Raw genomic sequence first — 25,778 nt, forward strand, 5'->3', positions numbered from 1 at the left:
CGGCTCTGGGCCGGAGATGGCCTGACAGAACTGACAAAACTGACAAAACCTCCGTGGTCATCGGTTCTCCGCAGGGGTGTTCAAGACCTGCGGGTGCACTTCGTAGGTGTGTGAGGGTCGGCCGCCCTTGCTGTTCTTCTCAGCTGCCTTGGGCCGGATGTGGCCGTGTTCGGCGAGGAGCCTGAGGGCAGGTTCGAGGTCTTCGGCGGTCGGGAATCGGTTGCTTTGGAGGCCGCGTAGGGCGTCGCGGCGGGCGAAGGTGTCGCGGCCGGTTCGGTCGCAGAATTTGGTGATCCAGGCGAGTACGTCGCGGGCGTCGTCCAGGTCGGGGTGGGAGCGGCCCATGAGGTCGTAGACGGCTAGAGCGTGGTCGAGGTAGTAGCGGCCGATGCGTTCAGCGGCGTGCATGGTGTCGTCGGTGATGGGGCCGGCGTAACCGGTGGTGAAGGTGTGGGCCAGGTGGAGCAGGGCGGCGATCCGGACGACGTGTCCGGCGAGCTTGGAGGCCCAGTCGGTGATGGGTGCAAGTTGCCCGGTCCGGGGGTGGAGTCGCGGTTCGATCCAGTCTTGGAAGTCGAGCAGGGTTTGGCGGGCATCGGGGGTGAGTTCGAGGTGGTGCGGGGTCTCGTGGTCGGCCAGGAGCAGGACGAGGGTTTGCAGTGCGTCGCGGTAGGTGGTCTCGGTCGCTTCGGGGACGGGGGTTGGGGTGTTGTTGCGTTGTCCGACGGTGTTGACGGGAAGGCTGTAGAGGATGCGGCCCAGGACGCCCCGGTCGCGGAATCCTGGTTGTGAGGCGAGGCCTTGCAGGGTGGCGGGTTGGGTGGTGACTCCGAGCGTCATGGCGGGTCGCTCGATGGCTTCGGATTCGCGGCCTTTGCGGTCGACCTGGATCGGGTCGCCAACGTGAGCCTTGAGGAAAACGGCGAGGTTGGCCGACGCGGAGTAGCGGGTGCCGGTGAGGGTCGCGAACACGTCGCCTTCGGCCGACAGGACGGCGATCCGGCCGCCCTGTGCGGCCATCAGGGACACACACGCTTCCGGCGTCACGTCGTCGGTCATGAGCCGGGGTGCGGCGGGTACGACGATGGCGGCGGCTTCCTTGGCGGCGGCGGTCGCGTCGGCCAATGCCTCCTGTGGGTTGGCTGTTGATACCTCGGCATGCTTGGCGAGTTTCTCGGCCTTGGCGTGGGCGATCCGTGCGGCGAGCTCGGCATCAACTCGAAGTTCTGCGGTGGCTTCCTGCAACGCGGTTTCGGCGGCGTTGAGCGCGCTAGTCATGACCCGGAACACCGGTGACTTACGCGAGCCGGGCGGCAGCGCGATGGCCGTGTAGAGGTTGACCTGTTCGAGCCAGGACCGATCGACCTGGACCAGGACCTTGCCGCCGGCGGCGGTGGACAGGCACGCGAGCGCGACGCATCCGGCCAGGTCGGTCGGTGTCTGGGTGGCTTCGGCGACAGCGCTGACCTGGTCGGCCAGCCACTCGGGGAACACATCGACCGGGAACGGCCGGAGCATCCGATCGGTCTTCAGCGGCACCGGTTCGCCGTCCCACACAGGCCCGGAATCGGCGCCCGCGGGAGTGCCCATTTGGTCGTGATGCATGGGTGTGTGCTGAAGGTTTTGGGTTGGTCTGATCGGTGTGGGTGGCGTGATCGGCTCGGGTTCGTAGAGGTCTTCGGGTGGCTCGATCAGGTGCCAGTCGATGTGTTCGGTGCTCATGCGGCGGCGATCCCTTCGGCTCGAAAGCCTCCGTTGATGGCGGCTCGGATGTCTCGGTCGCTTTGCTCGGCTGCGTGTCCTGCATCGGTCAGTGAGGCGATGGCATCGGCGGTGTCGATCGCTCCGGCGGCGACCATCCGCGCAGCGCCTCTGGCAGCTCCGTACAGGGTCGTGCGCCGCTTACCCTCCGGGGCATTGCGTACGGCGGTCACAAGGGCACTGAGGAGCTTGTCCGGGTGGGAGATGCCCCCGCCTCCGGGGCGGGTGGTCGGTACGCCGGCGGGCGCGGCGTGGACGGGCGCGGGTGGCTCGCAGGCGGCCAGGAGTGCAGGCGGGGGCATCTCCACGTCGGTCGCGGTCTGGCCCCATGCGTAGGGGCGGTGGGTGCGGTGGTGGATCGAGGGCGGCAGCACGACGTAGCCGCCGTCGGCCTTGATGTCGATGCCGGGGCGACCGGGCATGGGCCGCGACGGCATGTCGTGGCCGGGGTGGCGGTAGTACAGGTGCAAGCCGCCGGAACCGCTGTGCACGTGCAGGGTCCTGGGTACGAGTCCTTCGGCCATCAGGGCGGACAGGCTGCGGTCGCCGCCGTGGGCGGGGTCCACGTCGATCACGAGCAGGCCGGACGCGGCACCGGTCCGGACGGCGAGCTGACCATGCGGGACGGCGGCGACGATGGCGGCCAGGCGGTTGGGGTCGGTGGTGGCGGCGTAGAAGCCGTGGCAGGTCAGGTGACCGCAGCTCGCGGGGTCGTGCGCATCGGGCGGGCAGGCGTCGCAGTTGGCCACGGGGCGCTTGGAGCGTCCGAGCGCGAACACGGGCCAGCCGCGCATCGCGGCGTCCAGGGCGGCGGTCAGGAGATCTGTCACAGCGGGAATCCCTTACTCGAGGAAGTCAGGCGGCGTTGGCTTGCGCCAGGGCGCGGGGCGCGTGGTCGCACATCGGGCAATCGGGGTCGGTGCCGTCGTGGTCGGCGTGAGCGATGCAGGCCTCACACCGGCCGTCCGATGTCGGGATGCAGTAGTCCCAGACCAGGCCACAGAGTCGGCAACGGCGCCGAGCTCGCATGGCTTTGTCCAGGGCGTTGAGCTGGTCCGGGGAGGCGACGCGGGACGGCTTGGCCAGGTCGAGGCGGTACAGCCAGGCCCAGCGCTGCCCGTTGCGCCACACCAGCAACGCGTAGGGCTCGTGGCCGCCCGGACACATCCGCATCGCGCGGAGCTGCCTGCGGGTGGCCAGACCACCCGGCGCCCATTTGAACCGGAACACAGGCGTCCCGCCGTGGTCCCAGCCGAGTGCGTACTTGCCGTCCCACAGCTCGATCCACTGCGACCGGGCCGGGTGCAACGATGCGCGTTCCATCAGCGGCGCGGCCATCAGAAGTGCCACCACCGGCGGCGCCGCTCAGCGGTGTCGAGCCGGTCACGCGCGGCCAGCGCTTCGGCGGTCTCGTTGTCGGCGGAGTAGCTGGTGAAGTCAGCCAGCGCGGCCCGATACTCCTCGGACGGGGTCAGTGCCTCGTCTGCCGTGTCGGGCGTGCGGCTGGCCTTGGCGCGGGGCTTGCGTCGGGTGGCCATCAGCGCCACTTCCAGCGGCGCTTGTCGGCCTTGTCGAACCGTGTGTGTGCCTTCTTGGCGGCCGGTGACTTGTCGTTGGTGGCGTACTTCATCGACTCGCGGGCGGCGGCTTCGTACTCGTTGATGATCGCCTGGGCCTCAGGGCTATTTTTCTTGCTTGCCACGGTGTGTGTCTCCTTCAGCGGTTGCGTCGGTGGTGGTCGATCAGGCGCCGGCCGATCCGGGTTCGGCGGCCGGTTCCTTTGCAGCGGCGGCAGTTGCGGAACGCCTTGCCTTGCGGGGCGCGGGACTTGCCCGTGCCTGCGCATTTGGTGCAGTTGGAGTAGGGAAAGATCAGGCAGCCGAGCAGGTAGAGCGCGGCGGCGGCGATCCCGGTCCCGGTCCAGATCGCGGCGCGCTGGGTGTGGGTGAGTGGCTGGGTCTCGGTGACGACGGAGGCGGGCAGGAAGGTCGAGGCGAAGAGCCAGACCAGATGATTGGCGGGCACCACAGTCAGTCACCTTCTGTAGTCGAGTCTGGGCGTGACGGGTGGAGGCGAGGACTGCCGTTGGGTCGTCGCCGGAGATATCGGGAGTGAGTTAGGTGGCGGGAATCGGGTTAGGTTCCTCACTCGGTGAGTGAGATCGGGTCAATGTGGCTCTGACCTGCGGTTAGTTACCGAGTTAGCCGAGTTAACCGCCGCCTCGGACAGGCCCTGACCGGGCACTGTGAGCCTGTTCGAGGCACCGTGGCTTGCGGCTAACTGGCCTTGTCGGTCGCGGTGCTGGTCTCGTCGTCGTCCGCGCCGGCGTCGCGCTCCCGGAGCACGATCGCGTCACGGACGGTAGCGGGATTGAGGGGGAACTTGTTGCCGGTCGAGGGGACCTTGATGCCGTGCTCGTCAGCCAGGATCTTGACCAGGGCCTTGCCGGACAGGTTCTGGTACGGCGTCCAGGTCGGTGCCAGGTCACGCAGCAGAGCGGGCACGTCGGCGACCCCGACCGTGTCGGTGCCTAGCGCCTCGTCCAGGTCGGCGAGCAGGTCACGGGTCTCGATCTGCGGGCGCTTGATGTCGGTCGGTTCGCCGAGGCCGCGCTTCTTGATCGCATCGAGCGCTCGTTCGATCAGCGGCGTGACCTGGTCGTTGTCCTTGGCAACGGACAGGAAGTACCACTGGATGATCTCGGAACGGTTGGAGCTGAATCCCTTGGTGACAGAGGTTCCCCGGTCCTTGCCGGGGATCAGGACGGTGGCGGTGATGCCTTCCTTGTACTTGCCCTGACCCAGCAGCGCGTCGTTGGCGTGGTGGTCGCCGACGTAGAACGCGATGCCGTTGGTGCAGTTGCGGGTGATGTCCCGCGGGATCGACGTCGCGGTCGGTGCCTGCGTGGACGTGATCAGGTGGATGCCGTATTTGCGACCGAGCTGCACGATCAGCGTCGCGAGCGCACTGATCTCCTTGCCGTACTCCTCGTGGTTGTAGGCCACGTGCGCCTCTTCGAGCAGCGCGACGATCGGGTGCAGGCCGACGTTCTGGTCGGCGATCTTGCGGTTCACCTCGGCGAGCTCGTACTTGTCGAGTAGGTCACCGCGACGCTGCATCTCGTCGTGCAGTTCCTGAAGGTCATCGCGGATCTGGCGAATCGAGTCGTTGTCGGCGCCACGGACGTAGCGAGCACAACGCGGCCGGAACCGCTCGAAGTCGTAGTTCATGACCGGCACCCAGATCCGCAGTTCTGCGGTCGGGTCGAGCGCAACGCCCATCATCGTCGTCCGGGCCGCAGCCGACTTGCCCTGCTCCGGTGCGCCACCGACGATCGTGTTGCGGCCGATGATCGGCACGAACATGGCGTCACCGCGCAGCGTCCGGCCAGCGGGGACGCCCTTGAACACGTCCACCAGACCTTCCGCGAGCAACGGGTACGGCCCGGCGCCTTCGGCGAGCGCGCCCTTGTCCGCGACCCACAGATCCAGGATTCCGGCCTCGTCGCCCACGGTCGGCCAGGTCTCCGACGCGGCCCGGTGAAGGCTCGTGGCCAGGTCCGTGCGGCGCTTGCAGATCTTCTCAGCAGCCACACCACCAGGCAGCCGCACCACCGCGTGCGTACCCCGGCCGGACTCACGCGCCGGCGTGATGTAGGTGAGCTTGTAGCCCTCCTTCAGGTAGCGGGTGATGTTCGGGATCCGCAGCGCTTCCAGCGCGCTGGCGATCGTTGACTCATCGATGTCGAGATCCCACTCGGATGCGGCGTTCACCACGAGCCAGTTCGGAGGCTCGGCGCGGCGCTTGCCCTCGCGGTAGCAGGCCAGCACCACCAGGAACGGCAGCGCCATCACGAACAGGCCCCACACCACTGACACAGCGGCGATCATGAACCCGATCACGGCGAAGAACCCCAGCCAGACACCCGTGAACGATCCGTTGCCGGTGAGCTTCGTCAAGACGGCGATCACGAACACCGCCAGCGGGATACCGATCAGCGTCGCGGCCAGCACCTTAACCAGGCCGATGAACAGCCGGGGCAGGTCCATCAGGCGCTTGTGGCGGCGCTCGGTGGCCATCTCCTTACGGTCGGCCCACTCCTTCAGCGCCTCGCGGTCACCGGCCGCCTCAGCGGCCCGCATCTGGCGCCTGTAGGTCCCGAAAGTCGAGCCGTCGTAAGCGCGCTTGGCGAACGACGTTGCACCCTGCACCACCGTCCACGTGTGGCGCATCGTCGCCTTACCGGCCTTCATCGTCGGCTCGTGGCCCCTGACCGCTACCGCTGCCGACTTCGCGACCCGAACCGGCGCCGTCGCACGGCGCACGACCAGCGCCCCGCGCGACTCAAGACGGCGGTCCAGCTCAGCCGACTCCTCCTCGGACAGCACCTCGCCCTCGATCACGTCGGCGTCATGAACCTGGTCACCGTCTACCCGCTCCGCGTCCCCGTGAACAATCGGCTGAGCGTCGTCGTGAACATCGTCCTGAACGCCGCCGTGAACGCTGTCCTGAACGGTCTCGTGATCGGTCGTGTGGTCGGTGTCGTAGAGCCGGTGAACGTTGCTGTGGTTGTTGTCGGGCATGGTCATGCTCCCTTCACATCGACCAGCAGGACGCGAGGCGCGATGCCCTCGGCGGCGGTGCCGATCAGGTCACAGGTGGAGTGGTTCGGTGAGGTCCACACCGAGTCGGGCTCGGCGGCGTGCGACGCGGCGGCGATCCCTCGCGCCGGCCACAGCTCGACCGCAGCGACGACCATCGCCGACGCCTCGTCGTAGTCCACGTCATCGGTGCGGGTGAGCAGGTAAAGGTTCATGCGCATCGGGGTTTCTCCTGCCAGCGTTGAGCTTGCGGGCGTGAACTCGGTGCCGAAGTTGAAGTTCATGCCGCCACCTCCTCGCTGTGGAGCACCGCGCGCATCCGGGCACCGATCCACTCACCGACCGCCGGGGTGACGGCGTTGCCGTAGCCGTCGACCTGGTCGCGGGCCGATCCCCACACGATGTAGGTGCCTTGGTGGTTGCCGAACGTCACGTCGAAACCGCAGCCCCGGCCGATCTCGTGGGGGGCCATCATCCGGAAGTAGCAGTCCTCCAACGCGAGCTCGGCCAGTGCGGCATGCCACTCGGCGGTGAGCAAGGCGGTGGTGTCGCGAGAGGTCAGTGCACCGAGCGGATCGGTGACCGGGTGCGCGGCGGTCTCGGTCCCGGTCGAGCCGTTCTGCTTGTACCAGCCGGAGAACATCAGGCCGGGGATCTGCTCGGCAGTGACAGTCGGCATCGCTTCTGCATGCATCGTCGGAACGGTGTTCTTCCGGAACGGGACCACACCACTCGACAACAGCGCCATCGTCTCCGAGCCGCCTTGGGTCGGCAGCGGCTCACCCGCGCCACGCGCAGCACCTTGGAAGTTGTCCACGGCAAGCGCCACCGGCGGAACGATCAGCCCCATACCGTTGGTCGCGGTCTGCGCAGGAAGCGGCTGGGACAGGTCACGGGTACGGCAGTCCGACCCCACACGCTCGAACGTGTTGCCCGCCGCCGCCATCAGCGCACCGGTCGACAGAATCGCGGTCTCCTGCTGGCTGGTCTGGGTGGACATCGGCTGCCACGGGTGCCGCTCCGTGCCCCGCGTCGCCTTCGCGGGCATGAGCACGGCCGGGAACTCCGCGAACCGCTGACGGCACCGCTCAGCCCGCGCCATCGTCGTCGCTGCCATCGGCCCGGACGTGCCGTCCTTGAACTTCCGGATCGGCTTGTCGCCAATGCGAGTGCCCAGGTTCGACAGGTCAAGGGCGTCCAGCGACGGCGTGAACTGCGGGATCGCCGCACGGCGGCAGGACCGGCACTGGTACTCGTACTGCTTGCCGTAGCAGACGGTCCCGGTCGGCGGGATACCCGTCTTCCAGACCTGACGGGCCTCGGTGACGTTCGAGCACTTGCCGCACCAGGTCAGCGGGCGGTGCTCCAGGTCAGGGGCTGGGAGGGACTTGTCCCAGAACACCCAGTAGCCGCGATCACGTGACTGACCGACACCGAAGAACATCGAGTTCAGGTACAGGATCTTGAAGCGGTAGCCCAGGTTCTCGAACTGCTTGAGCCACCAACGGTGCGTCGAGCCGTCGCCGACCTTGCGGCTGCCGGGGACCAGGTTGCCCCACGACTGCAACTGCGTCGTGCACTCGACCAGGATCATTCTCGGGTGATGAACGGCGGCGTAGTGCAGCACGCAGTTGGCCGTCGCCCGGTCGCGCTCCGAGCGGGTCACCCGCTCGTCGTAGTCGGGGTCCTCCACCTCGAACAACGTCCCGCCCGTGGCGTAGGCCTTCATGGTGTTGGCAGGTGAGTGGTTGACGCAGGAGACGCCGGCCGTCAGCAGATCGCCGGGAGGCAGGTCACGTACGTCGTGGTAGTCGCCGGAGTCCGGGTTGGCCAGGTCAGCGATCCAGTGCTCAGCGGTAGGGTGGTTGGCCTCGTGGATCTCGACCTTGTAGGCGTTGTGGTTGGCGGCCATGATCACGTCGATCCCGGCCCGCTCGATGCCCTGCGTCATACCGCCGTACCCGCCGAACAGCTCCACAGCGGTCAGGGTGTCGTGCCGGAACTGGCGCTGCCGGACAGCCGGGCGGTGCGAGGCCGTGCGAGTGCGCTTGGTCGCCATCACGCGAGTGCGCTTGGTCGCCATCGTCATCGGTCATTCCCCCTGTCTGCGTTGGCGTTCTGGCGCTTCGCTGCGATGAAGCGGCCCATCTCGGTCAGGTAGGACATCGGCACCGCGCCGAGCGCGAGAGCCTGCAAGCGCTTCGGGTCGGTCACGTCGTAGTGCTCGCTCGGCTTTCCCTTGTCCTGAAGCCATTCCGGCCTCAGCCCGAGCCGGGCCGCGAACGCTGCGAGCTCGGCGGGGTGATCCGCGACCAGGTGCGACCAGCGGGCCACCGTCCGGCCGACGCGGGCGCGGCGGCGCATGTCGTCCACGTAGACGGTCATCAGGCAGCCGCCCTCTCGATCGACTCGACCGCAGCGGCGACCGGTGCGAGCTGGTCGCGGACGCCGGCGGCGACCTTGGCCGACAGGCCCGCAGAGCAACCCGTCGTCTTGCGTGCCCACGCCGGGGTGACCTGATCGGCAGCGATCTCGGGGTCAGCCTTGGCCAGGCCCAGCGCCACGTAGTCGGCCAGCAGCATCCGGCCGCCCTTGGCCTTGCCGGGCCTCTTGCGGGGTTGTGAGGGCTTGCGAGGCGTCCGGGGTGCCTTGGTGTTGGCGGGGGTCTCGGGGGATGCCCCCGCCGCCTCGTCAGGTGCCGACTCCTCATCAGGCGGCGGGGGCATCTCCCGGGTCTCCGCCGGTTCCGGCGCGCCTTCTGACAGGGGCTCAGTAGCTTTGTGCGGGTCGGCCAGAGCGGCGGCCTGCTCGGCCCGCAGTACTGCCTCGGTCAGCCGGTCCCGTAGTACCGGGGCGGTCTCGGCAGCGCAGAACACCAACAGCGGCGGAACCGAGTGCAGCACGATCCCGGCGGCATCGCCGTGGCCGAACGAGGACCAGGTGTTCATCACGTAGGTCGCAGCGAACGCAAATCGCTTCGTCCGGCGAATCCACGGGCCAGCGTCGGTCACCTGGTACCGGGCGGTGATCTGCTCGGCCCGCAGTACGGCGATCAGGACCAGCGAAACCATCGGGTCGAGCAGCCATGCGGCGATCCACGGCAACGATCCCACCGAAGCGCCGTCAGCGGCGAACGCCTGCACGTTCACCATCGTGAACGCCAAGCCCAGAACGATTCCCAGCCACATGCACCGGTCAACCTGCGTACGGATCGACTCCACCCGCAGAGCCACCACGTCAGGGTGAGTCGACAGCGCCCGGACCTGCGACGCCTCGACGGCCTGCGTCCGCAGCCGATCGACGCTGGTCGGCTGGTTGCTCGTAGCAACTTCGGTCGTGGTCATCGGGTTGCCTCCGATCCGGTCAGGGCGGTGCAGGCGTCGGACAGGAACGCGGTCAGCACCCACAGTTCGCCGTAGGCGGTCGCGGCTTCGGCCGACATCGCGCCGGGTCGCATCGCCGCCAGGTCGCCCGACAGGACAAGCTGGGACAGGTGCTCGAACTGGGCGACGAGCTCGTTGCCTACGTGGTCGCTGGTCTCGACTCCGAGGCGTTCGGCGTAGGCGCCGGCCAGGTCGATCGCGCGGCCGGTCACAGGGTCACCGTCAGCAGAGCCGCAGCGAACAGGCACAGGTGGTGGAACGACTGGTCGAGGGAGTAGCCAGCGGTCCCGAGGGACGGGTTGTCGTCGTAGGCGTTGCCGTTGCGGTCGAGCCCGCTCCGGGGCACTCCGAGCCGCAGGAAGTCGGCCTTGCCGATCCAGCGGGCGAACCGCTCCAGGTACACCCTGCGGTCGGCGAGGTAGTGAGTCGTGGCCGACAAGAGCTGCCCGGTCAGGAAACCGAGGCAGCTCAGCTCCAGGTCGAGCACCTGCCAGACCAGCAGACCGAGAGCGGCGGTGGTCGCGGTGTAGGCGGCGACGTGACGCAGGCAGGCCAGCGCGCCGACCCAGCCGTGCTGGCCCTTGCAGGTGGCCTGGTGGTGAGTCTGAATCCAGTGGTCGCCAACGGTGTGGGCGGTGAGGAGCGCCGCGAGGTAGGCGGCAAAGGCGGCGGTCATGCCGCGTCCTGCGAGTGCGGGTGGGTGGCGGCCAGCTCGCGGCCGACCTGGGCGACACGTCGCTCAGCGTTGCGGACCCGGCGGCGGGCCAGCTCCGACAGAGCCGGACCGGTCGTCAAGGCCGCGATCTCGGCTTCGAGCAGGGCCTGCTCGGCTTCGATCAGCGGCATCTCAGCCTCGATCGCAGCCAGGTCGGCAGCGGTGGGCTCTTCGCCACTGACGGGCGAAAGGTGGATGATGTTCACGGGTTGCGCTCCTCTACGAATGGACTAGTTCGACCCGGACGCCGCGGCGGCTGCAACCGCCGTGGCGTCGCGTGCTGTCGATGCTGGTCATCCTAGGACTACCAGTCCTTAGGTTGTCAAGCACTGGTAGTCCTAGGCATGCAAAAGCCCCCTCCGCCCGCGTGACAGCGGGCGGAGGGGGGCTTGGAGGAGCGCCGGCCTAGTCGGCTTGCAGAAGACTCCGGAGGCCGGTCACTTCGGAGATGAACCGATCCTCTGGCATCTGAGCCTCGTTGTCAGTCTGCGCGAGCAGCGGGAAGGGCTGGCCGGGACGCGGATCGATCTCGAATCGAGGCAGCAGGTGAGTGTGAAGATGTGGAGCGGTGTTTCCTAGCGTCTCGTAATTCATCTTCATTGGCTTATAGAACTCTATTAGCGCGCGAGCAATGATGAGCGTTTCCGCCCAATAGCCCGTCGCCTCTTCGTCGCTCAGCTCGGTGGGCTCGACCACATGTCGAGCCTTCCAGATAGCAAGCGTGTATCCCCGCTGGATGTCGGCACTTTGCAAATATCCATCTACATATTCTCCAAGGAAGATCCGAGCTCCGTAGTCGTTTCTCTCTTGGCCTCCACCTTCACAGAACTCACAACTAGCACCCGAGATTCTGTCTTGCCAGTTCGCGGGCCATTCGAGCGCCGTCATTTACTGCCACCTTCCGATTCAGACCAGAGAAAGGCGAACTCGTGCTGGTCCGCCGCGTACAAATCGTCAGCCACCTGAAGCGGGCGACTCTCCGGGTCATAGTCGATGTGGAACATGCGGACAACAGGGACGCCCGGATCCAGCTTCAGCAGGCGGCGCTCATGAGGCGTAGGCATCCGAGCCCGGAAGACTTCAGTACCCCATGAGAACTGATGTCCCAGGTTCTCAATCGTTGCGTCTGGTCCGACCTTCAGCGCATCCGGTGACTCCAAATCTGTGTCGGCAGCCAGCCAAAGCGGGTAATAGCTGGTAGACAAAACGGCCGGCCGATCGTCAAGCAATTGCAGGCGTCGCCTTATGACGGCCTGAGTTCCGGGGGAGCATTCGAGCCAAGCGGCCACGTCCGCAGGCACCGGGCCGCGCTCAACTCCGAGAATTCGGCGAGACGGCACCCTGCCTTGTAAATCCGCTTCTGCATCGAATACTGGCTTGCCTGAGTTGCGGTGGACGTCATGTCGTGAGTTGGAGGAAATCCGGCGTACCGGTGGTTGTTCGCGCACAAAGGACCCGTACCCTTTCCTCTTGACGACGATGCCTTCAAGCACCAATTCATCCAAGGCATCACGGACTACCGTCCGGCTAATCCCGTAGTCCTGCTCAAATTCACGCTCACTCGGCAGTTGACTCCCCTGCTCACGCTCGCCCGAATTAATCTCGCCGCGCAACATGTCTGCCAGTTGGTCAGTCAGGGAACGATCAGCCGAAGGATCAAGAGAAACGCGGCTCATGGTGCGCACCAAACTCCTTAGGGTCCTAGCACTACAGGCCCTTCAGCGTATACCCGCTTAGCAGACAGATCCAGACGCTCGCCGCCATCAACGGTCAGAGGCCCACGGGCCTGCCGCGTCGCGGGATGGCCTACAGAACTGACAGAACTGACAAAACCTCGCCGTCGATGGGGTTTTGTCAGTTCTGTCAGTTCTGTCAGGCCAACTCGGGATGTGGTCGAGGGGGTTCTGTCAGTTCTGTCAGTTCTGTCAGGCCAAGTTGAGGGCGCTGGCGGGCGCGGGCTCGCCGTCCGCCCCGTGCGCGGGTGCGCCTGCGCGCATAGGGCCGCTGTCGGGCGTCGCGTCTGAGTCGGGCGCTGGTTCGAGGTTTCCGCAGGTCAGCCCCGTTTGAGCCACGTTTGAGCCACGTTTGAGCCGCTGGTCTGCTTCGGTCAGCGGCTCAAACGTGGTGTGAGCCGATTGAGATGCCCGCGCCTCCTCGCTAGCAGCCGCCGCCGGCCCTGCCGTCCCACCTCGCCGGGGCGGGGGCATCTCCCCTGGCAGCCATGCTCAGCAGCTCTCAGAGCGCGTCACAGGTGTTGTGTCGGGCGAAACTCCACAGGGCCGGTTGAGGCCCGCCAGCCACTCGGTGCAGGTCAGCCAGCACAGCAAACTCATTTCACGCATTCTGCATGAATGGCCGAAACTGGCGGCTTTCAGCCGGGCATGGCCGGACACGGCCGGACTGTTGCAGGAAGGGCCTCTCGCTTGCGTTTCCGCAGGTGAGAGGCCCTTTTGGTGCCTGCTGAGCGGAGGGCGTGGGATTCGAACCCACGATTACGGTCACCCGCAATACCGGTTTTCAAGACCAGCGCACTCGGCCACTATGCGAGCCCTCCAGGCCGTCACCCGGAGGGACTGCCGAGGATCGAGGATAGCGCTCCTCGAGGTTGGCGGGTGGATCGGGGATCGGCGGGAGCCGGTGGTGGAGGCTCAAAATGAGCTGGAGCCTCTCGACCGGGACTTGTTACTCTTCCCGGTCGAGAGCTTCCAACATCGGCCGGGGAACCCAAATGCCAACAGCGATGTCCCTCGGCCTGCCGAACATGCGCGGCCGCGCTCCGCTGCTGGCCGGGCTGGCGATCGACTCCTTCGGCGGCGGTTGCGCCGGCCCGCTGCTGCTGCTCTTCTTCGTGCGCGTCGCGGAGGTCCCACTCGGTACTGCGGGATTGGTACTGACCATCGCGACCATGTTCTCCGTCGCGGCGCCGGCCGCGGTCGGACTGGTGATCGACCGGGTCGGGCCGCGGAACCTGGTGATCGGCGCGCAGTTCGCGCAGGGGCTCGCGTTCACCGGGTTCTTCTTCGGGCGGTCGCTGTGGCTGCTGTTTCTCTGCGCGCTGGTGACGACGACCGGGCAGCGGGTGTTCTGGTCGGCGATCTTCAGCCTGCTGTCGGACATCGCGGATCCGGGCGACCGGGATCGCTGGTTCGGGCTCGGCGGGATGATGCAGGCGGCGGGCTTCGGGTTCGGCGCACTGGCGGCGGGCGTGCTGCTGAGCTTCGACGGGGACGGGCCGTTCCTCATCGGGATGGCGGTCAACGCGGTGACGTTCTTCATCACGGGGTTCCTGCTGCTCCGGCTGCGCGCGGCGCACGACGCCCGAGCGGCGGCGGCTCAGGACAGCGGCCCGGCGCCCCTGCTGCGGAAGGACAAGGCCTTCCTCGTACTGATCGCGGCGAACACGATCCTGGCGCTGTGCACGATGGTGATGGGTGTGGGGTTGCCGGTCTACGTGACCGAGGCGCTGCCGGAGGCTCCGAAGTGGATCGTGGGGGTGCTCCTGGCGGCCATCTCGGTGGTACTGGCGACCGGGCAGACGCTGGTGGTGCGGCATACCGAGAAGCGGCGGCGTACGCAGGTGCTTGTGCTCGCTGGGGTCGTGTGGGCGGTGTGGGGAGTCTTGATGGCCGGGTTGCTGCATGTGCCCGCTGGGCTGGTGGTGCCTGGGCTGATCCTGGCGGCGGCGGTGTTCGCTGCCGCCGACGTCCTTCACGCAGCCACCGGGAACGCGCTCGCTGCTGCCGTGGCGCCCACCAACGGGCACGGGAAGTACCTGTCCTACTGGCAGTACTCGTTCACCTTCGCCAGCGTGCTGGCACCCGCCTTCTTCACGCAGCTCTTCGAGGTGCGGCACGAGCTTCCTTGGCTGGCGATCTCGGTACTGGCGCTGGTGGCCGGCGGGGTGATCGTGGTGCTCGAGCGCGTACTGCCCGACGCCGCCACCCGCCGTACCTGAGCGCAGCCTTGAAGGCGGCCTTGATTGTGGCTTTGGGCGGGGCCTGACGGCGCTGCGATTGACGGGTCAGGCATTCTTGCAGTCTTCGAACAGGTGTTCTAATGTCCTACTCGTAGCTCGCGGATTTCACTCCCACCCCAAACCTTCGCTCGACGCGGCCGAACCTCCCACCTCCGACGTGGACGGCCGGTACCGAGCGATGGCCGCCCGGGCAGTGAGGGCCCGGGCTGTGGAGTTCCGCCCGCTGCCAAGTACAACTGCTAAAGGAAGCCCGAGGTGATGCCCGACGAAAGGATCCGCCGATGTTGCTCGAACACCGTGGCCGGAGACCGGTCGTGCCCGAGTCCGCGTACGTCGCGCCCTCAGCCGTGCTGTGTGGAGCCGTCGTCGTGGGCGAAGGAAGCCGGGTGCTGCATGGCGCTGTACTGACGGCGGAAGACGGTGAGGTCCACCTCGGAGAGAACAGCGTGGTGATGGAGAACGCCCTGGTCCGCGGCCGGGCGGCTCATCCCGCGGTGATCGGTGCTGCGGTCATGGTCGGACCGCACGCCCACGTGAACGGCGCCACGGTCGAAGATGAAGTCTTCATCGCCACGGGCGCCTCGTTGTTCCCAGGCTCGTTCGCCGGCACCGGCGCCGAACTGCGCATCAACAGCGTGCTCCAGGTCAACTCCCGCCTCGCCGCCGGCACCGTCCTGCCGATCGGCTGGATCGCGGTCGGCGACCCAGCCCAGCTCTTCTCCCCCGACCAGCACGAAGCCCTCTGGAAAATCCAGCAAACCCTCAACTTCCCCGGCACCGTCTACAGCGCCGGCCCCACCACCACCATGCGCGACATCATGGCCGGCCAGTCGGAGTACTACGGCCATCACCACCAAGACCAGCAACTCCCCGACCAGGGGTAGTCCAGCGTGGTGCGGTCTGGTTCAGCTACTCGAGCGCCGCCAGGGTGTAGGTCGCGACTTGGCCCGGGGGCTCCGATGCGCAGGTCATGGCGGCATTGATGGTGGTGGTGGCGGTTGTCAGCGTCACCACCGAGGGCTCGGCGTCAGCGTCTGCCGCAAGGTGGATCTGCCAGGTGGCGGCGTTCGGCCTGTTCACCTGGATCGGGAGTAGGGCGTTGGCGGACAGCGAGGCGCCGGCTGCGCGGGCGAAGTGTTGGGCTGCTTGGACTGGGGGTGGGTGGGCGCCTGAGCCTCGGAGGTAGTTAGGTACTACGAAGCCTTCGTTGTAGCGGGTGGCGACCGCTACTGCCTCGGTGGTGGGGACGTGGCCGTAGAAGAGGCTGTGGGGGAGGAAGACGAGGTTGGCGGCGAAGCGGTCGCCGCCGATGTGGCTGCATTCCCAGGTTTGGTCGGGGAAGGCAGCGGTGAGGGCGGCTGCGGCGGGACGGCCGCGGATGGCGCAGCAGGCGTCGTGGCGGCCGTGGGTGCAGACCAGGTAGACCGGGTCGGCGCTTCGAGTGCCCGGGTCGGTACCGTCCAGGACTTGCAAGAGGTGGTCGTCGGCGGGGAGATCTCCCCAGCTTACCGACTCGCTGCCAGGACGGCAGTCGACCATGGCCCAGCGGCGCGGAGTACTGCGGTCCTGCCGGCCATGGCGCCTGACGAGGACCGGGCGGATCCCGGCTGCCGCGCACAAACGCGAGACCTTGGTAGCCAGGTCGACTACCGAGGCGCTCGTCAATGCGGCCAGCGCCTGGCGAGGCCAAGGGTCGCGGTGTTCGATCAAGAGCCAGCGCGAAGCGGGTGGGGCTGTTGCATAGAGGGGATCGCTTCGCTGTTCTGCGGCCGCGGCGCAGCGCAGGCCCAGGGCCTCTGCGACTTCCTCAGCTGACGGCACGCGGGCTCTGTACTACGAGGACTGCTTCGGTCAGGAGACGGCGGACCAGGACCAGTTGGTCCGGCTCGTCCATGGAGGGGAGGTCGCCGACTTTGACGGCGGTACCCGAGCAGAGGCGTTGCACTGCGGGATAAGTTGCCGTAGGCAAGGAGATTGTACGATCGGTGAGTTGGAGCCGGACTGGGTCACCATCGGTCAGGTGGAGGCGCAGGCCGGCGCGCAGGCGGACCGTCGTACCGACCTCTAGCGCGGCAATTGCAGCGGCGTGGGCCAGAGGCGCCAGCGGGGCTGGGCGGTTGCCTGACCAGGTGCGGCGGCGTAGTCGCGGAGCGAGGTCGTCAGGGGTGGTCTGCTCGATCCGCTTGATCAGGAGCGAGGCCACCTCTTCCAATACCCCAGAGAGCTGCGAAGGGTCGCCGGGGTCGAAGCCGAGAGGTAGGGCAGCCCGCAGCGACGGCTCATCGGCTGCGAGTGCCGCCAACTCCTGGACGAGTAGGTAGCGCGTCATGGTGTGCATGCCGACGGTCAGGTGCGCACTGACGCCGCCGAGCGTCTTGGCCGAGTGGAGGAAGCCGCGTGGGACATAGAGCGCGTCGCCAGGGCGCAGTACCTCGTCGATCACCGGGGCACGCTCGCGGGCTGCTGCTGCGACTGCCTGGGAGTGGTCGGTCCAGGGCTGGTTGCGAAGCGGGTCGACGTGCACTGGCTCGTGGACGGTCCAGTGCTTCTCGCCCGCTACCTGCAGCACGAAGACGTCGTGGACGTCGTAGTGCGCGGAGAAGCCCTGTGACTCCGCCGGCGTGATGTAGGCGTTGATCTGCACGGGGTGTCTGGCATCTGACGACAGCTGAGTGGCGAAGTCGACCAGCGCGGGCCAGGTGCGATGCAGAGCCTGCAGTACTACGGTGTGGCCGCTCGCGAACAGCGCAGCCACCTTGTCGTCGCGTACCTGGTCGCCGATCTCCGCACCGACTCCCGCCGGGCCGGTGAACTGGCTGTCGCCGACGACCGTTCCGTTCTTGGCCAGGCGCAGGAAGGGCGTACGGAGGCCGCGGCGGGACAGGAGCTCGTCAGCGGCCTGCAGGCTGAACAGGTCGCTGTAGTCGCCGCCGTGTGAGAGCAGTGCGCGGGCACCCCAGTACGAGCGGCCGAACTCGTCCAGGTCCAGCTCACCGGCCACGCAGCGCCGGAGAGCCGGGCGTCCGTCCGGCGGCAGCCCGGTCTCCGGCACCGGCATCATCAACTCCCGGAGTTCCCGCCGGCACCGCCGTCAGCACCACCGTCGGTCGCACCCGGTGAGGCGCCACCGTCCGCAGGTCCCTCTGCGCCACCGTCGGCTCCGCCATCCGCTCCACCGTCGGCGCCGCCGTCAGTCCCACCGGCATTGGCCCCACCATCAGCAGGACCCTCACCGCCAGCCCCAGCGTCAGCTCCGCCGTCGGCGCCACCGTCAGTACCGCCGCCTACTGCGCCGCCGTCGGCCGGTCCTTCACCGCCGGCGCCACCATCGGCTCCGCCGTCAGCGCCACCATCGTGGCCGCCGATCGTCGCGCCGCCGTCGGCGAAACCCTCACCCTCGGCGTTCCCGGGCAGTCCCGAGCCGCCGGAGGAGCTCCCACCAGCGCCGCTGTCAGCGCCACCGTCGGTCGCGCCACTCGACGCACCGCCGTCGGCCGGCCCCTCGCTGTCGGCCGACGAGGTGGTCATGTCGTCGTCGTTCAAACCCATGATGCTGCTCCCTTCGAAGTACCCCGGAGTGTCCTGCCGACCCTCCTGTGCGCAAAGTAGACCGGGGCTAAACCCCTGAGCGCGTTACAGCGGGCCCTCGGTTCCGCAGCGATCAGCGAGTCAGCCGAGCGCGTCCTGCCAGACCTTCAAAAACGCGTCCGTCACCGACTCCGGCCGCACCGCGATCCGCAGCCAATCCGGCCCCAGCCCAGGGAACGTGTCCCCTCGCCGTACCGCGAATCCACTCTCCCGCAGCCGCTCCCGCAGTACCGCCGCACCGGCCACATGCACCAGCACGAAAGGCCCACGAGCAATCCCGTACGTCGTAACGCCGGCCGTGCACCCCAAACCGGCCAGCAGATGAGCCCGTTGCCGATCCAGCTCGACTGCCGCCTGCGCAGCCTCACCCAGCGCTCGCTCGTTGCTGCAAGCAATCGCCGCCGCGAGCGCAGGAGTGGACACCGGCCACTGCGCCTGTACCGACGCCAGCTGCTCGATCAACCCGGGCGCCGCCACGACGTACCCGACCCGCAACCCGGCCAGCCCCCACGTCTTGGTCAGGCTCCGCACCACCACCAGCCCAGGAATCGACGCGCCCACGAGCGACTCCGGTTCGCCCGGGATCGCGTCCATGAAGGCTTCGTCGACGACCAGGATGCGGTCGGGGCGAGCGAGTTCGCGCAGGTCGTCGGCGTTGTGCAGGACCGAGGTGGGGTTGGTCGGGTTGCCGATCACGACCAGGTCCGCGTCCGCCGGTACCGCGCGGGGATCGAGGACGAAGCCGTTCTCCGGGCTCAGGATCACCCGGTCGACCAGGTGACCGGCCGACCGGAGCGCCGCCTCGGGCTCGGTGAACTGCGGGTGGACGACCACCGGGTGCCGCGGCCGGAACGCGCGCGCGATCAGCACGAAGGCTTCGGCCGCTCCCGCGGTGAGCAGGATCTGCGACGGAGCCCGGTGATGCCGGGCCGCGACGGCGGCGAGCGCGGCGTCCTGCCGCGGGTACGCGGCCAGGTCGGTCAGGCTCGCGCCGATCTCCTCGACCAGCCAGCCCGGCGGCGTACCGGCTCGGACGTTGACGGCAAGATCGACCAAGCCATGGCCGACCTCGAGATCGCCATGGTGGTCGAGGTCGAAACCATCCGGCCGCTGCGTCACATGCAGGAGGCTAACCCGCTTGTCCGAACTTTGGGCGGTGGATCTCAGGAAACCTAGCGCGAAGTCACCGTGAAGCGTCGGTTCTGCAGGGACGGATTGCGCAGCCTGGTCTCGGTCAGCCGGTCCGTCGAGATCTCCGCCGCGGCGATCCCGTCTGCCTCACCTACCGCGGCGACGGCAATTCCCTGCGGGTCGATGATCTGGCTCAGTCCGCAGTACTTCTTGCCGTTCTGCGCGGCCGCGGCGACGTAGCAGGTGTTCTCGATCGCGCGCGCCGTCAGCAACGTGGTCCAGTGGTGCTCCTTGAGGGGCCCGCGTACCCAGGCAGCCGGTACGACGAAGACCTCTGCGCCCGCGTCGACCAGCGCCCGCGAGAGTTCGGGGAAGCGCAGGTCGTAGCAAGTCATCAATCCGAGCTTCTGCCCGGCGATCTGTACTACGACCGGCGCGACGTCTCCCGGGGTCAGCTGGTCCGACTCGCGATAGCCGAAGGCGTCGTACAGATGGATCTTGCGATAGGCACCGAGCAGATCGCCGTCCGCGCCGACCGCGAGCAGTGTGTTGTACGGCCGGGCCTCGTCGCAGCTCCGCTCGAACATGCCGGCCACGATCGCGACGCCATGCTCGGCCGCGGTCTTGCGCAGCGTGCTGACGAACTCGCCGTCGAGCGCCTCGGCCAGCTCACCGACCGAACCTCCCGCACTGGCGAAGTCCGCCATCATCGCCTCGGGCAGCACGACGAGATCGGGCCGGCCGGCCGCGGCGTCGGCAACGAACTGGGTCACCAGCTCGCGGTTGGCGGCCTTGTCGTCCGAGCTGGCGGTCTGCACCACGGCGATCTTCACCCCTCCATGGTGCCCCATCAACGGCAAGCTTTTCAGAGCCAACTTCAGGGCCAGCTTGATCCTCACGCTGTCCGAGGTGCTCCGGGGGCAGACTGGGGTGGTGGAATTCGATGCGGTGGTGCTGGCTGGGGGTGGGTCGACCCGGTTCGGTGGGGTGGACAAGGCGCTGCTCGTGCTGGACGGGGTGTCGCTGCTCGATCGGGTGCTGACGGCAACCATCGCCGCGGAGTCGACCGTGGTGGTCGGGCCGGAGCGTGCCGTCTGCCGGCCGGTCGATTGGACGCTGGAGAATCCGCCGGGTGGTGGGCCGGTGGCGGGGATCGCGGCCGGGATCGCCCTCGGACGGTCGCCCGTCGTAGTACTGCTCTCCTGCGATCTGCCCTGGATCACCACCGACGAGGTCGCTCAGCTGGTCGACGGCGTCGGCGACAGTACAAGCGGGCGGGACGGTTTTGGCTTGCTCGACAGCGGCGGGCGGGAGCAGTGGCTGGCGGCGGCGTACCGGCGTACGGCGTTGGTGGAGGCGTTGAAGCGGATCGGGGATCCGCGGGACAAGTCGGTCAGGCGGCTGTTCCTCGGGTTGGATCTCGCCTGGTCCGCACCGAGCAGGGCCGGCGACGACGTCGATTCGTGGGCCGATCTCGACGACTAAAACCCTTCGACACCCGCCGGCCCGAGACTCTAGGTTGGCGCTCGATGGATATCGCCGCAATGGTTGAGAAGTCTTGCCTCGGTAGCGCTGTCGAGGAGGTCGTCGAGCGGTCGGGCGGCCAGCTGAGCAAGGTCTTCGAGGTACGCCGGAACGCCGCCGAGCCCGTGATCGTGAAGGTCTACGAGCCGGAGTGGGCCTGGAAGCAGGCGAAGGAAGTCCACATCTACGGGCTACTGAAAGACCACCTCGGCGTGGCCGTCCCGAAAGTGATCCACGCCGAGCAAGGCGAGCCGGCCTTCACCGTGCTGACGAAGATCGACGGCGTCCCGCTTTCCGAGGCGGAGCCGCCCGACTGGAAGGCCGTCTACGTCCAGCTCGGCCAACTGCTCGCGAAGATCCACCGCATCCCGCAGCCGGCGTACGGGTATCTCACCGACGAAGTGCTCGAACCGCTGCCGACCAACGACGCCTATATGCGCCGCCAGTTCGCCAAGAAGCTCCGGGAGTTCGGCGAGCTCGACGGTGATCCGCAGCTGGCCGAAGACATCAGCCGGTACGTCGACCAGCACGCCGAACTGCTCAGCCACAACACCGCACCAGTCCTTTGCCACAACGATTTCCACGAAGGCAACGTGCTCGTGGACCCGGAGACCTGGCAGGTACACGGCTTCATCGACGTCGAGAACGCGATCGCCGCGGACCCGTTGATGGACCTCGCCAAGACCGAGTGCTACTCGATCTGGGGCAACGCCGACAAGCTCGCCGGGCTCACCGAGGGCTACGGCGATCTCCCCACCGACTGGCGCGCCCGCACCACGCTCTATCGGCTCTACCACTCACTCGAGCTATGGGACTGGTTCAAGTCGATAGGCACCGTCGATCCACTCGACAGCATCGCCGGCGACATCGCGAAGATCGTCCGCCGGTGAATTCAGCCACGACGCGCGACACCACGAGACGCAGTACCGTGGCTGGCATGCGAGCTGTCGTTTGTGAGGGTGCTGGTGGCGTCGAGGTCCTGACGATCGGTGAGATCGAGGACCCCACCCCAGCGGTGGACGAGGTCGTCATCAACGTGGTCGCCGCCGGGGTGAACCGGGCGGACCTACTCCAGCGACAGGGCTTCTACCCGCCGCCACCCGGCGCTCCGGGCACGATCGGGCTCGAGGTGTCAGGCACGATCGCCGAGGTCGGGTCCGAGGTCGAGGGCTGGTCGGTCGGTGACGAGTGCTGCGCACTGCTGGCCGGCGGCGGGTACGCCGAGAAGGTGGTCGTCCCGGCGCCGCAGGTGATGCCCGTTCCGGACGGTATCGACCTGGTGAGCGCGGCCGCGCTGCCCGAGGTGGTCGCGACCGTGTGGTCCAACGTGTTCATGAACGCCCACCTGAAGGACGGCGAGACGCTGCTTGTCCACGGCGGCTCCTCCGGGATCGGCACGATGGCGATCCAGCTCGGTGTCGCGCATGGCGCGCGGGTGCTCTGCACTGTCGGGAGCAAGGACAAGATGGAATTCTGCACCCGGCTCGGCGCGGACGTCGCGATCAACTACAAGGAAGCCGAGTGGGCGTCGGTGGTGAACGAGGCGACCGGCAAGGCCGGCGCCGACGTGATCCTCGACATCATGGGCGCGAAGTACCTGCAGGACAATGTGAAAACCCTCGCGTACGACGGCCGGCTGGTCGTGATCGGGATGCAGGGCGGCACCAAGGGTGAGCTCGATCTCGGGCGGCTGATGTCCCGGCGCGGTTCGATCACCGGGACCGGCCTGCGAGTGCGGTCGGTGGTGGAGAAGGGGCAGATCCTCGCCGAGGTGGTCGGCCACGTCTGGCCGCTGGTCACCGCGAAGAAGGTACGGCCGATCGTGCACGGCGTCTACCCGCTCGAGGCCGTCGCCCGGGCGCACGAGGACCTCGAGCAGTCCAACCACATCGGCAAGATCCTGCTCACCCTCTGATCACTCGGCCGGCGGGAAGTTGGCGGCCAGCCAGGCCGGGTCGGGGGCGACCAGCTGGATGACGTCGATCCAGGTGCCCTCGGGGTCGCGCACGAAGAAGTGGCGCTGGCCCCAGACCTCGGTCACTACCTCGGTCTCCAACGAGACATCGGCGGCGGCGAGCGCACCGGCGACCCGGTCGGCGTCGTCGACGATGAAGCCGAAGACGTTCGTACTGTCCGGCAGCGCCGAGACCGCGGCCGGCACCGACTCGTGGCCGCGTTCGGTGATGGCCAGCTCCCAGTCCGCGTCGCCGCGGCGCAGGCAGACGAACCAGCCGATATCGAGCGTGATCTCCAGGTCGAAATGCTGCTGGTAGAACGCGGCGACCTCCGCCGGGCGGGCGGTGACGACGGTTGCGCCGAACGAAGCGGGTTGCATAGATCTCCTTGACTGACAACAACAGGTGTCGTGGTTGAGTACGACAGTTGTAGTGCATAGCTGCTAACCTTGTCAACGTGCCGAGAAACCCCGAACGCCGCACCCAGCTGGCCGACGCCGGCCTCGCCGTACTGGCCGAGTCAGGCGCGCGCGGACTCACCCATCGCGCGGTCGACGCCACCGCCGGGCTCCCCGCCGGTACTGCGTCCAACTACTTCCGCAGCCGCGACGCGTTGCTCGGGGCCCTCGGCGAGCGGATCTTCGAGCGACTCGCCCCCGATGAGACCGTGCTGGCCCCGCTGGCCGAGCGGACGCCGTCGATCGACCTGGTCGTCGACTACGTGCGCTACATCGTCGAGCGGCTGCTCGGTCGGCCCGAGCTCTCGCTCGCGCTGTTCGAGCTGCGCCTGGAGGCAGTCCGCCGGCCAGGGCTGAACGAGATCCTCTCGCGCACGCTGCAGCAGGGCTTCGACGCCGACGTGTCGTTCCACGTCCAGGCGGGTCTCCCGGGCGGCGCCGAGGAGGTCCGATTGCTGCACTTCGCCATCGACGGCCTCATCCTCGACCAACTCACGCCCGGCGTCGGCCGTCGATATGACGTCGATGCCGTCACAACCCGGCTGGTCCGCCGATTGGTGCGCGAAGATTAGTACCGTCAAGAGGGTGACTGTGGAACAGGTTCGGCGCGGGGCGCATGTACTGCGGGCAGTGGTTGACGTCATCGCCGAGCGCGGCCTCGAGGCCGCCACCATGCGCAACGTGGCCGCCGCGGCCGGGATCTCGCTCGCGCAGGTCCAGTACTACTTCCGCAGCAAGGACGAGCTCGTCGCCGCCGCGTTCCAGCACGTCACCGAGCTGTTCGACCTCAAGCTCGCCACGGTCGACCTGTCCGGACCACCCCGCCGGGTACTACGCGAGGCGCTCGAGCTCTGGTTGCCGATCGACGAGTCACGCGCCCGGGACGCACGAGTCTGGCTGGCCTTCAGTGCGGCCGCAGCCACCTCGCCCACGCTCAAGGAGATCGCCGCGGCGACCGACAACGAGCTCCGAGGCGCCCTGGCCCGCCTCCTCGACGCCGCGGCCGCCGAGGGCGACCTGCCCGAGGTGACCGACACCGAGACGGAAGCCGCCCTGCTGCTCGCCGTCCTGGACGGGCTCGTCGTCCAATCACTGGCGATGCCCGCAGAGCTCCGCCCGCCTTTTCTCGTCGACTCGCTCGACGCGCATCTCGGTCGCCTCTTCACCACCTGAGGCCGGCGCCCGGGCACTTCGAGTCCGCTCGAAGCCTGTTGACCAGGTCCCGGCTGCCGATGGTCAGCCGGGTGGACTAGTACTACGGACACCGCTGCAACTTGTTGCCCTCAGCACCTACTTGGCGATCCTGGCCAGGTCGGGGTGGGCGACCGGGTGCAGCGGCGTACTCGTGACCCGCCACTGGCCGCACTCGCAGCTTTGATAGGTGAGCAATCCTTCGCTGACGGGATGTGACGACGCGACGTGCCAACGGTGCCGGTGAGCTTCTTCTCTGGTGGTCATGAGTCCATCGTGCTGTAATGGCATTGTGCATCTCAACCCTTACGGCGCCGACGCGGTTCTGCTGGCCGTGAACCTGGTCACCAATCCGGCCTCCACCGCGGTGGAGCTGGCCGAGCGCTGCGAGGAGAGCGGCGTCGAGAGCCGCCTGGTCCGGGCCAGACGCGTGACCTCCGCCGACCTGGCCGCTGTGCGGGTCGCACTCGACGAGTGGCTGGAAGTAGTGGACGCTCCCGACGAGGACAGCCGGGTGCGGCTGGTCAACGCCATGCTGGCGAAGTACACGGAGCATCCCCGGTTGACCAACCACGCTGGCGACGGGTGGCATATGCACTACCGGCCTGACGGCGTACCGGTCGGACGGCTGGTCGCGACCCTGATCAGCACTGGCACGGCGCTGCACCTGGCCGGCCGTGGCATCTCCCGGCTCGGCCGCTGCGCGGCGGACGGCTGTGACAACGTGTACGCCGATCTGTCGCGAGGCGGGCGTCAGCGCTATTGCAGCCCTGCGTGTGCGAACCGTGACGCCGTGCGTCGGCATCGCTCGAAGACCGCTTGAGGCCGCCAAAGCCGCTCACCCCTGCGGACCTAGGATGGGGGAATGAGCGAGAGCGGCGGCGAGAACGAGCGGGAAGTCCAGATGACGGGCGCCCAGACCGAGGACGGCAAGATCCTGATCGTCGGTCCGGACGGTATGGCCGTCGAAGGACCGCCGCGCGACCGGACCGATGAGCACACCGACGAACCCCGGTCGGTGACCGAGCTGGTCGAGCAGCCGGCCAAGGTGATGCGGGTCGCGAACATGATCCGCCAGCTGCTCGACGAGGTGAAGGCCGCACCGCTCGACGAGGCTTCACGCCAGCAGTTGCGGGCGATCCACGAGGCGTCGATCAAGGAGCTCGAGAGCGGCCTGGCCCCGGAGCTGGTCGAGGAGCTCGAGCGGCTGACCCTCGACTTCACCGAGGACAGCACTCCCACCGAGGCAGAGCTGCGGATTGCGCAGGCCCAGCTGGTGGGATGGCTGGAGGGTTTGTTCCACGGGATCCAGACCGCGTTGTTCGCCCAGCAGATGGCGGCCCGCCAGCAGCTGGAGCAGATGCGCCGCGCACTGCCCGGCGGCCAGCAGATGCCGATGCCTGACGAGGGTTCCCCCTTCCCCGGCCAACCTCAGACCGGCCCGCCTCAGCCCGGCACCACGGACGGCCCGGGCAGCGGCGGGATGTACCTGTAA

Annotated in this window: 32 protein-coding genes and 1 tRNA gene; 9 read left to right on the plus strand and 24 right to left on the minus strand. The window is 67.7% G+C overall.

The window, feature by feature from the left end; all coding sequences use genetic code 11:
- Nucleotides 1-57: 57 nt before the first annotated feature.
- From G3I17_RS15670 to G3I17_RS15750, 17 genes are all read right to left on the minus strand, one after another.
- On the minus strand, nt 58-1,722 hold the full coding sequence (locus tag G3I17_RS15670; protein WP_164596776.1) for a YfjI family protein: 1,665 nt from the start codon (nt 1,720-1,722) through the stop codon (nt 58-60).
- On the minus strand, nt 1,719-2,591 hold the full coding sequence (locus G3I17_RS15675; RefSeq protein WP_164596777.1) for a bifunctional DNA primase/polymerase: 873 nt from the start codon (nt 2,589-2,591) through the stop codon (nt 1,719-1,721). Before G3I17_RS15675 ends, G3I17_RS15670 begins: the two co-directional genes overlap by 4 nt.
- A gap of 25 nt (nt 2,592-2,616) precedes the next feature.
- The gene (locus G3I17_RS15680) at nt 2,617-3,114 is read right to left on the minus strand and encodes an RRQRL motif-containing zinc-binding protein (RefSeq protein WP_343238323.1); all 498 of its coding nucleotides are present in this window, start codon (nt 3,112-3,114) and stop codon (nt 2,617-2,619) included.
- The gene (locus G3I17_RS15685) at nt 3,099-3,299 is read right to left on the minus strand and encodes a hypothetical protein (protein WP_164596778.1); all 201 of its coding nucleotides are present in this window, start codon (nt 3,297-3,299) and stop codon (nt 3,099-3,101) included. The genes G3I17_RS15680 and G3I17_RS15685 overlap by 16 nt, the downstream gene beginning before the upstream one ends.
- A complete protein-coding gene (locus tag G3I17_RS15690; RefSeq protein WP_164596779.1) occupies nt 3,299-3,463 on the minus strand; it encodes a hypothetical protein in 165 nt (54 codons plus the stop codon). Before G3I17_RS15690 ends, G3I17_RS15685 begins: the two co-directional genes overlap by 1 nt.
- A gap of 14 nt (nt 3,464-3,477) precedes the next feature.
- On the minus strand, nt 3,478-3,786 hold the full coding sequence (locus G3I17_RS15695; RefSeq protein ID WP_164596780.1) for a hypothetical protein: 309 nt from the start codon (nt 3,784-3,786) through the stop codon (nt 3,478-3,480).
- 251 nt (nt 3,787-4,037) lie between these two features.
- Entirely contained in the window at nt 4,038-6,344 is a 2,307-nt protein-coding gene (locus G3I17_RS15700; RefSeq protein WP_164596781.1) for an FtsK/SpoIIIE domain-containing protein, read from the minus strand.
- Between the two features lie 2 nt (nt 6,345-6,346).
- On the minus strand, nt 6,347-6,583 hold the full coding sequence (locus tag G3I17_RS15705) for a hypothetical protein (protein WP_164596782.1): 237 nt from the start codon (nt 6,581-6,583) through the stop codon (nt 6,347-6,349).
- Nucleotides 6,584-6,642: 59 nt separating this feature from the next.
- Nucleotides 6,643-8,451 carry a DNA cytosine methyltransferase gene (locus G3I17_RS15710; protein ID WP_164596783.1) on the minus strand — a complete coding sequence of 603 codons (1,809 nt, stop codon included), beginning with the start codon at nt 8,449-8,451 and terminating at the stop codon, nt 6,643-6,645.
- Entirely contained in the window at nt 8,448-8,747 is a 300-nt protein-coding gene (locus G3I17_RS15715; protein ID WP_164596784.1) for a DUF4031 domain-containing protein, read from the minus strand. The genes G3I17_RS15710 and G3I17_RS15715 overlap by 4 nt, the downstream gene beginning before the upstream one ends.
- Entirely contained in the window at nt 8,747-9,706 is a 960-nt protein-coding gene (locus G3I17_RS15720; RefSeq protein ID WP_164596785.1) for a hypothetical protein, read from the minus strand. The genes G3I17_RS15715 and G3I17_RS15720 overlap by 1 nt, the downstream gene beginning before the upstream one ends.
- Complete coding sequence (locus G3I17_RS15725) at nt 9,703-9,957, minus strand: hypothetical protein (protein ID WP_164596786.1); 255 nt, start codon at nt 9,955-9,957, stop codon at nt 9,703-9,705. The genes G3I17_RS15720 and G3I17_RS15725 overlap by 4 nt, the downstream gene beginning before the upstream one ends.
- Entirely contained in the window at nt 9,954-10,421 is a 468-nt protein-coding gene (locus G3I17_RS15730; RefSeq protein ID WP_164596787.1) for a DUF3307 domain-containing protein, read from the minus strand. The genes G3I17_RS15725 and G3I17_RS15730 overlap by 4 nt, the downstream gene beginning before the upstream one ends.
- Nucleotides 10,418-10,666, minus strand: a complete 249-nt coding sequence (locus tag G3I17_RS15735) for a DUF6284 family protein (protein ID WP_164596788.1) — start codon at nt 10,664-10,666, stop codon at nt 10,418-10,420. Before G3I17_RS15735 ends, G3I17_RS15730 begins: the two co-directional genes overlap by 4 nt.
- A gap of 199 nt (nt 10,667-10,865) precedes the next feature.
- Nucleotides 10,866-11,348: an HIT family protein gene (locus G3I17_RS15740; RefSeq protein ID WP_164596789.1), complete on the minus strand. Its 483-nt coding sequence runs from the start codon at nt 11,346-11,348 to the stop codon at nt 10,866-10,868.
- On the minus strand, nt 11,345-12,136 hold the full coding sequence (locus G3I17_RS15745) for a GntR family transcriptional regulator (protein WP_239062598.1): 792 nt from the start codon (nt 12,134-12,136) through the stop codon (nt 11,345-11,347). The genes G3I17_RS15740 and G3I17_RS15745 overlap by 4 nt, the downstream gene beginning before the upstream one ends.
- 789 nt (nt 12,137-12,925) lie before the next feature.
- Nucleotides 12,926-13,014: transfer RNA gene (locus G3I17_RS15750), tRNA-Ser, on the minus strand.
- 174 nt (nt 13,015-13,188) lie between these two features.
- Here G3I17_RS15750 and G3I17_RS15755 point away from each other — a divergent pair.
- Both G3I17_RS15755 and G3I17_RS15760 read left to right on the plus strand, forming a co-directional pair.
- The gene (locus G3I17_RS15755) at nt 13,189-14,415 is read left to right on the plus strand and encodes an MFS transporter (protein ID WP_203590269.1); all 1,227 of its coding nucleotides are present in this window, start codon (nt 13,189-13,191) and stop codon (nt 14,413-14,415) included.
- A gap of 302 nt (nt 14,416-14,717) precedes the next feature.
- A complete protein-coding gene (locus G3I17_RS15760) occupies nt 14,718-15,320 on the plus strand; it encodes a gamma carbonic anhydrase family protein (RefSeq protein ID WP_164596791.1) in 603 nt (200 codons plus the stop codon).
- 25 nt (nt 15,321-15,345) lie between these two features.
- Here G3I17_RS15760 and G3I17_RS15765 read toward each other — a convergent pair whose 3' ends face one another.
- The 5 genes from G3I17_RS15765 to G3I17_RS15785 form a co-directional block, all read right to left on the minus strand.
- Nucleotides 15,346-16,257: a sucrase ferredoxin gene (locus tag G3I17_RS15765; RefSeq protein ID WP_203590270.1), complete on the minus strand. Its 912-nt coding sequence runs from the start codon at nt 16,255-16,257 to the stop codon at nt 15,346-15,348.
- Complete coding sequence (locus G3I17_RS15770; RefSeq protein WP_203590271.1) at nt 16,244-17,494, minus strand: cupin domain-containing protein; 1,251 nt, start codon at nt 17,492-17,494, stop codon at nt 16,244-16,246. The genes G3I17_RS15765 and G3I17_RS15770 overlap by 14 nt, the downstream gene beginning before the upstream one ends.
- Nucleotides 17,495-17,496: 2 nt before the next feature.
- Nucleotides 17,497-17,985 carry a BatC protein gene (locus G3I17_RS15775; RefSeq protein ID WP_239062584.1) on the minus strand — a complete coding sequence of 163 codons (489 nt, stop codon included), beginning with the start codon at nt 17,983-17,985 and terminating at the stop codon, nt 17,497-17,499.
- Between the two features lie 120 nt (nt 17,986-18,105).
- Entirely contained in the window at nt 18,106-19,143 is a 1,038-nt protein-coding gene (gene cobC, locus G3I17_RS15780) for an Rv2231c family pyridoxal phosphate-dependent protein CobC (RefSeq protein WP_164596794.1), read from the minus strand.
- Nucleotides 19,144-19,196: 53 nt separating this feature from the next.
- Nucleotides 19,197-19,988 (minus strand): carbon-nitrogen hydrolase family protein, encoded by a 792-nt coding sequence (locus G3I17_RS15785; RefSeq protein ID WP_164596795.1) that lies wholly within the window; start codon nt 19,986-19,988, stop codon nt 19,197-19,199.
- 100 nt (nt 19,989-20,088) lie between these two features.
- Here G3I17_RS15785 and G3I17_RS15790 point away from each other — a divergent pair, with 100 nt between their 5' ends.
- From G3I17_RS15790 to G3I17_RS15800, 3 genes are read left to right on the plus strand one after another with little or no spacing between them, the layout of a single operon-like run.
- Entirely contained in the window at nt 20,089-20,640 is a 552-nt protein-coding gene (locus tag G3I17_RS15790) for an NTP transferase domain-containing protein (RefSeq protein ID WP_203590273.1), read from the plus strand.
- Nucleotides 20,641-20,699: 59 nt separating this feature from the next.
- Nucleotides 20,700-21,569 carry an aminoglycoside phosphotransferase family protein gene (locus tag G3I17_RS15795; RefSeq protein ID WP_164596799.1) on the plus strand — a complete coding sequence of 290 codons (870 nt, stop codon included), beginning with the start codon at nt 20,700-20,702 and terminating at the stop codon, nt 21,567-21,569.
- Nucleotides 21,570-21,616: 47 nt separating this feature from the next.
- Nucleotides 21,617-22,594 (plus strand): NAD(P)H-quinone oxidoreductase, encoded by a 978-nt coding sequence (locus G3I17_RS15800; RefSeq protein WP_164596801.1) that lies wholly within the window; start codon nt 21,617-21,619, stop codon nt 22,592-22,594.
- On the opposite strand, the gene G3I17_RS15805 is transcribed toward G3I17_RS15800, so the two are convergent.
- On the minus strand, nt 22,595-23,014 hold the full coding sequence (locus tag G3I17_RS15805; protein ID WP_164596803.1) for a VOC family protein: 420 nt from the start codon (nt 23,012-23,014) through the stop codon (nt 22,595-22,597). It abuts the gene before it with no gap.
- Between the two features lie 77 nt (nt 23,015-23,091).
- Here G3I17_RS15805 and G3I17_RS15810 point away from each other — a divergent pair, with 77 nt between their 5' ends.
- Entirely contained in the window at nt 23,092-23,664 is a 573-nt protein-coding gene (locus tag G3I17_RS15810; RefSeq protein WP_164596805.1) for a TetR family transcriptional regulator, read from the plus strand.
- Between the two features lie 13 nt (nt 23,665-23,677).
- On the plus strand, nt 23,678-24,265 hold the full coding sequence (locus G3I17_RS15815; protein ID WP_164596807.1) for a TetR/AcrR family transcriptional regulator: 588 nt from the start codon (nt 23,678-23,680) through the stop codon (nt 24,263-24,265).
- Nucleotides 24,266-24,382: 117 nt separating this feature from the next.
- Here the strand turns inward: G3I17_RS15815 and G3I17_RS39820 are convergent, their stop codons facing one another.
- Nucleotides 24,383-24,550, minus strand: coding sequence for a hypothetical protein (locus tag G3I17_RS39820; RefSeq protein ID WP_203590274.1), 168 nt, complete (start codon nt 24,548-24,550; stop codon nt 24,383-24,385).
- A gap of 25 nt (nt 24,551-24,575) precedes the next feature.
- Here G3I17_RS39820 and G3I17_RS15820 point away from each other — a divergent pair, with 25 nt between their 5' ends.
- Nucleotides 24,576-25,106, plus strand: a complete 531-nt coding sequence (locus G3I17_RS15820; protein WP_164596809.1) for a CGNR zinc finger domain-containing protein — start codon at nt 24,576-24,578, stop codon at nt 25,104-25,106.
- An 81-nt stretch (nt 25,107-25,187) separates the two neighbouring features.
- Nucleotides 25,188-25,778, plus strand: coding sequence for a bacterial proteasome activator family protein (locus G3I17_RS15825; protein WP_164597302.1), 591 nt, complete (start codon nt 25,188-25,190; stop codon nt 25,776-25,778).

The sequence above is a fragment of the Streptomyces sp. SID13031 genome, assembly GCF_010548305.1.
GTDB lineage: Bacteria > Actinomycetota > Actinomycetes > Propionibacteriales > Kribbellaceae > Kribbella.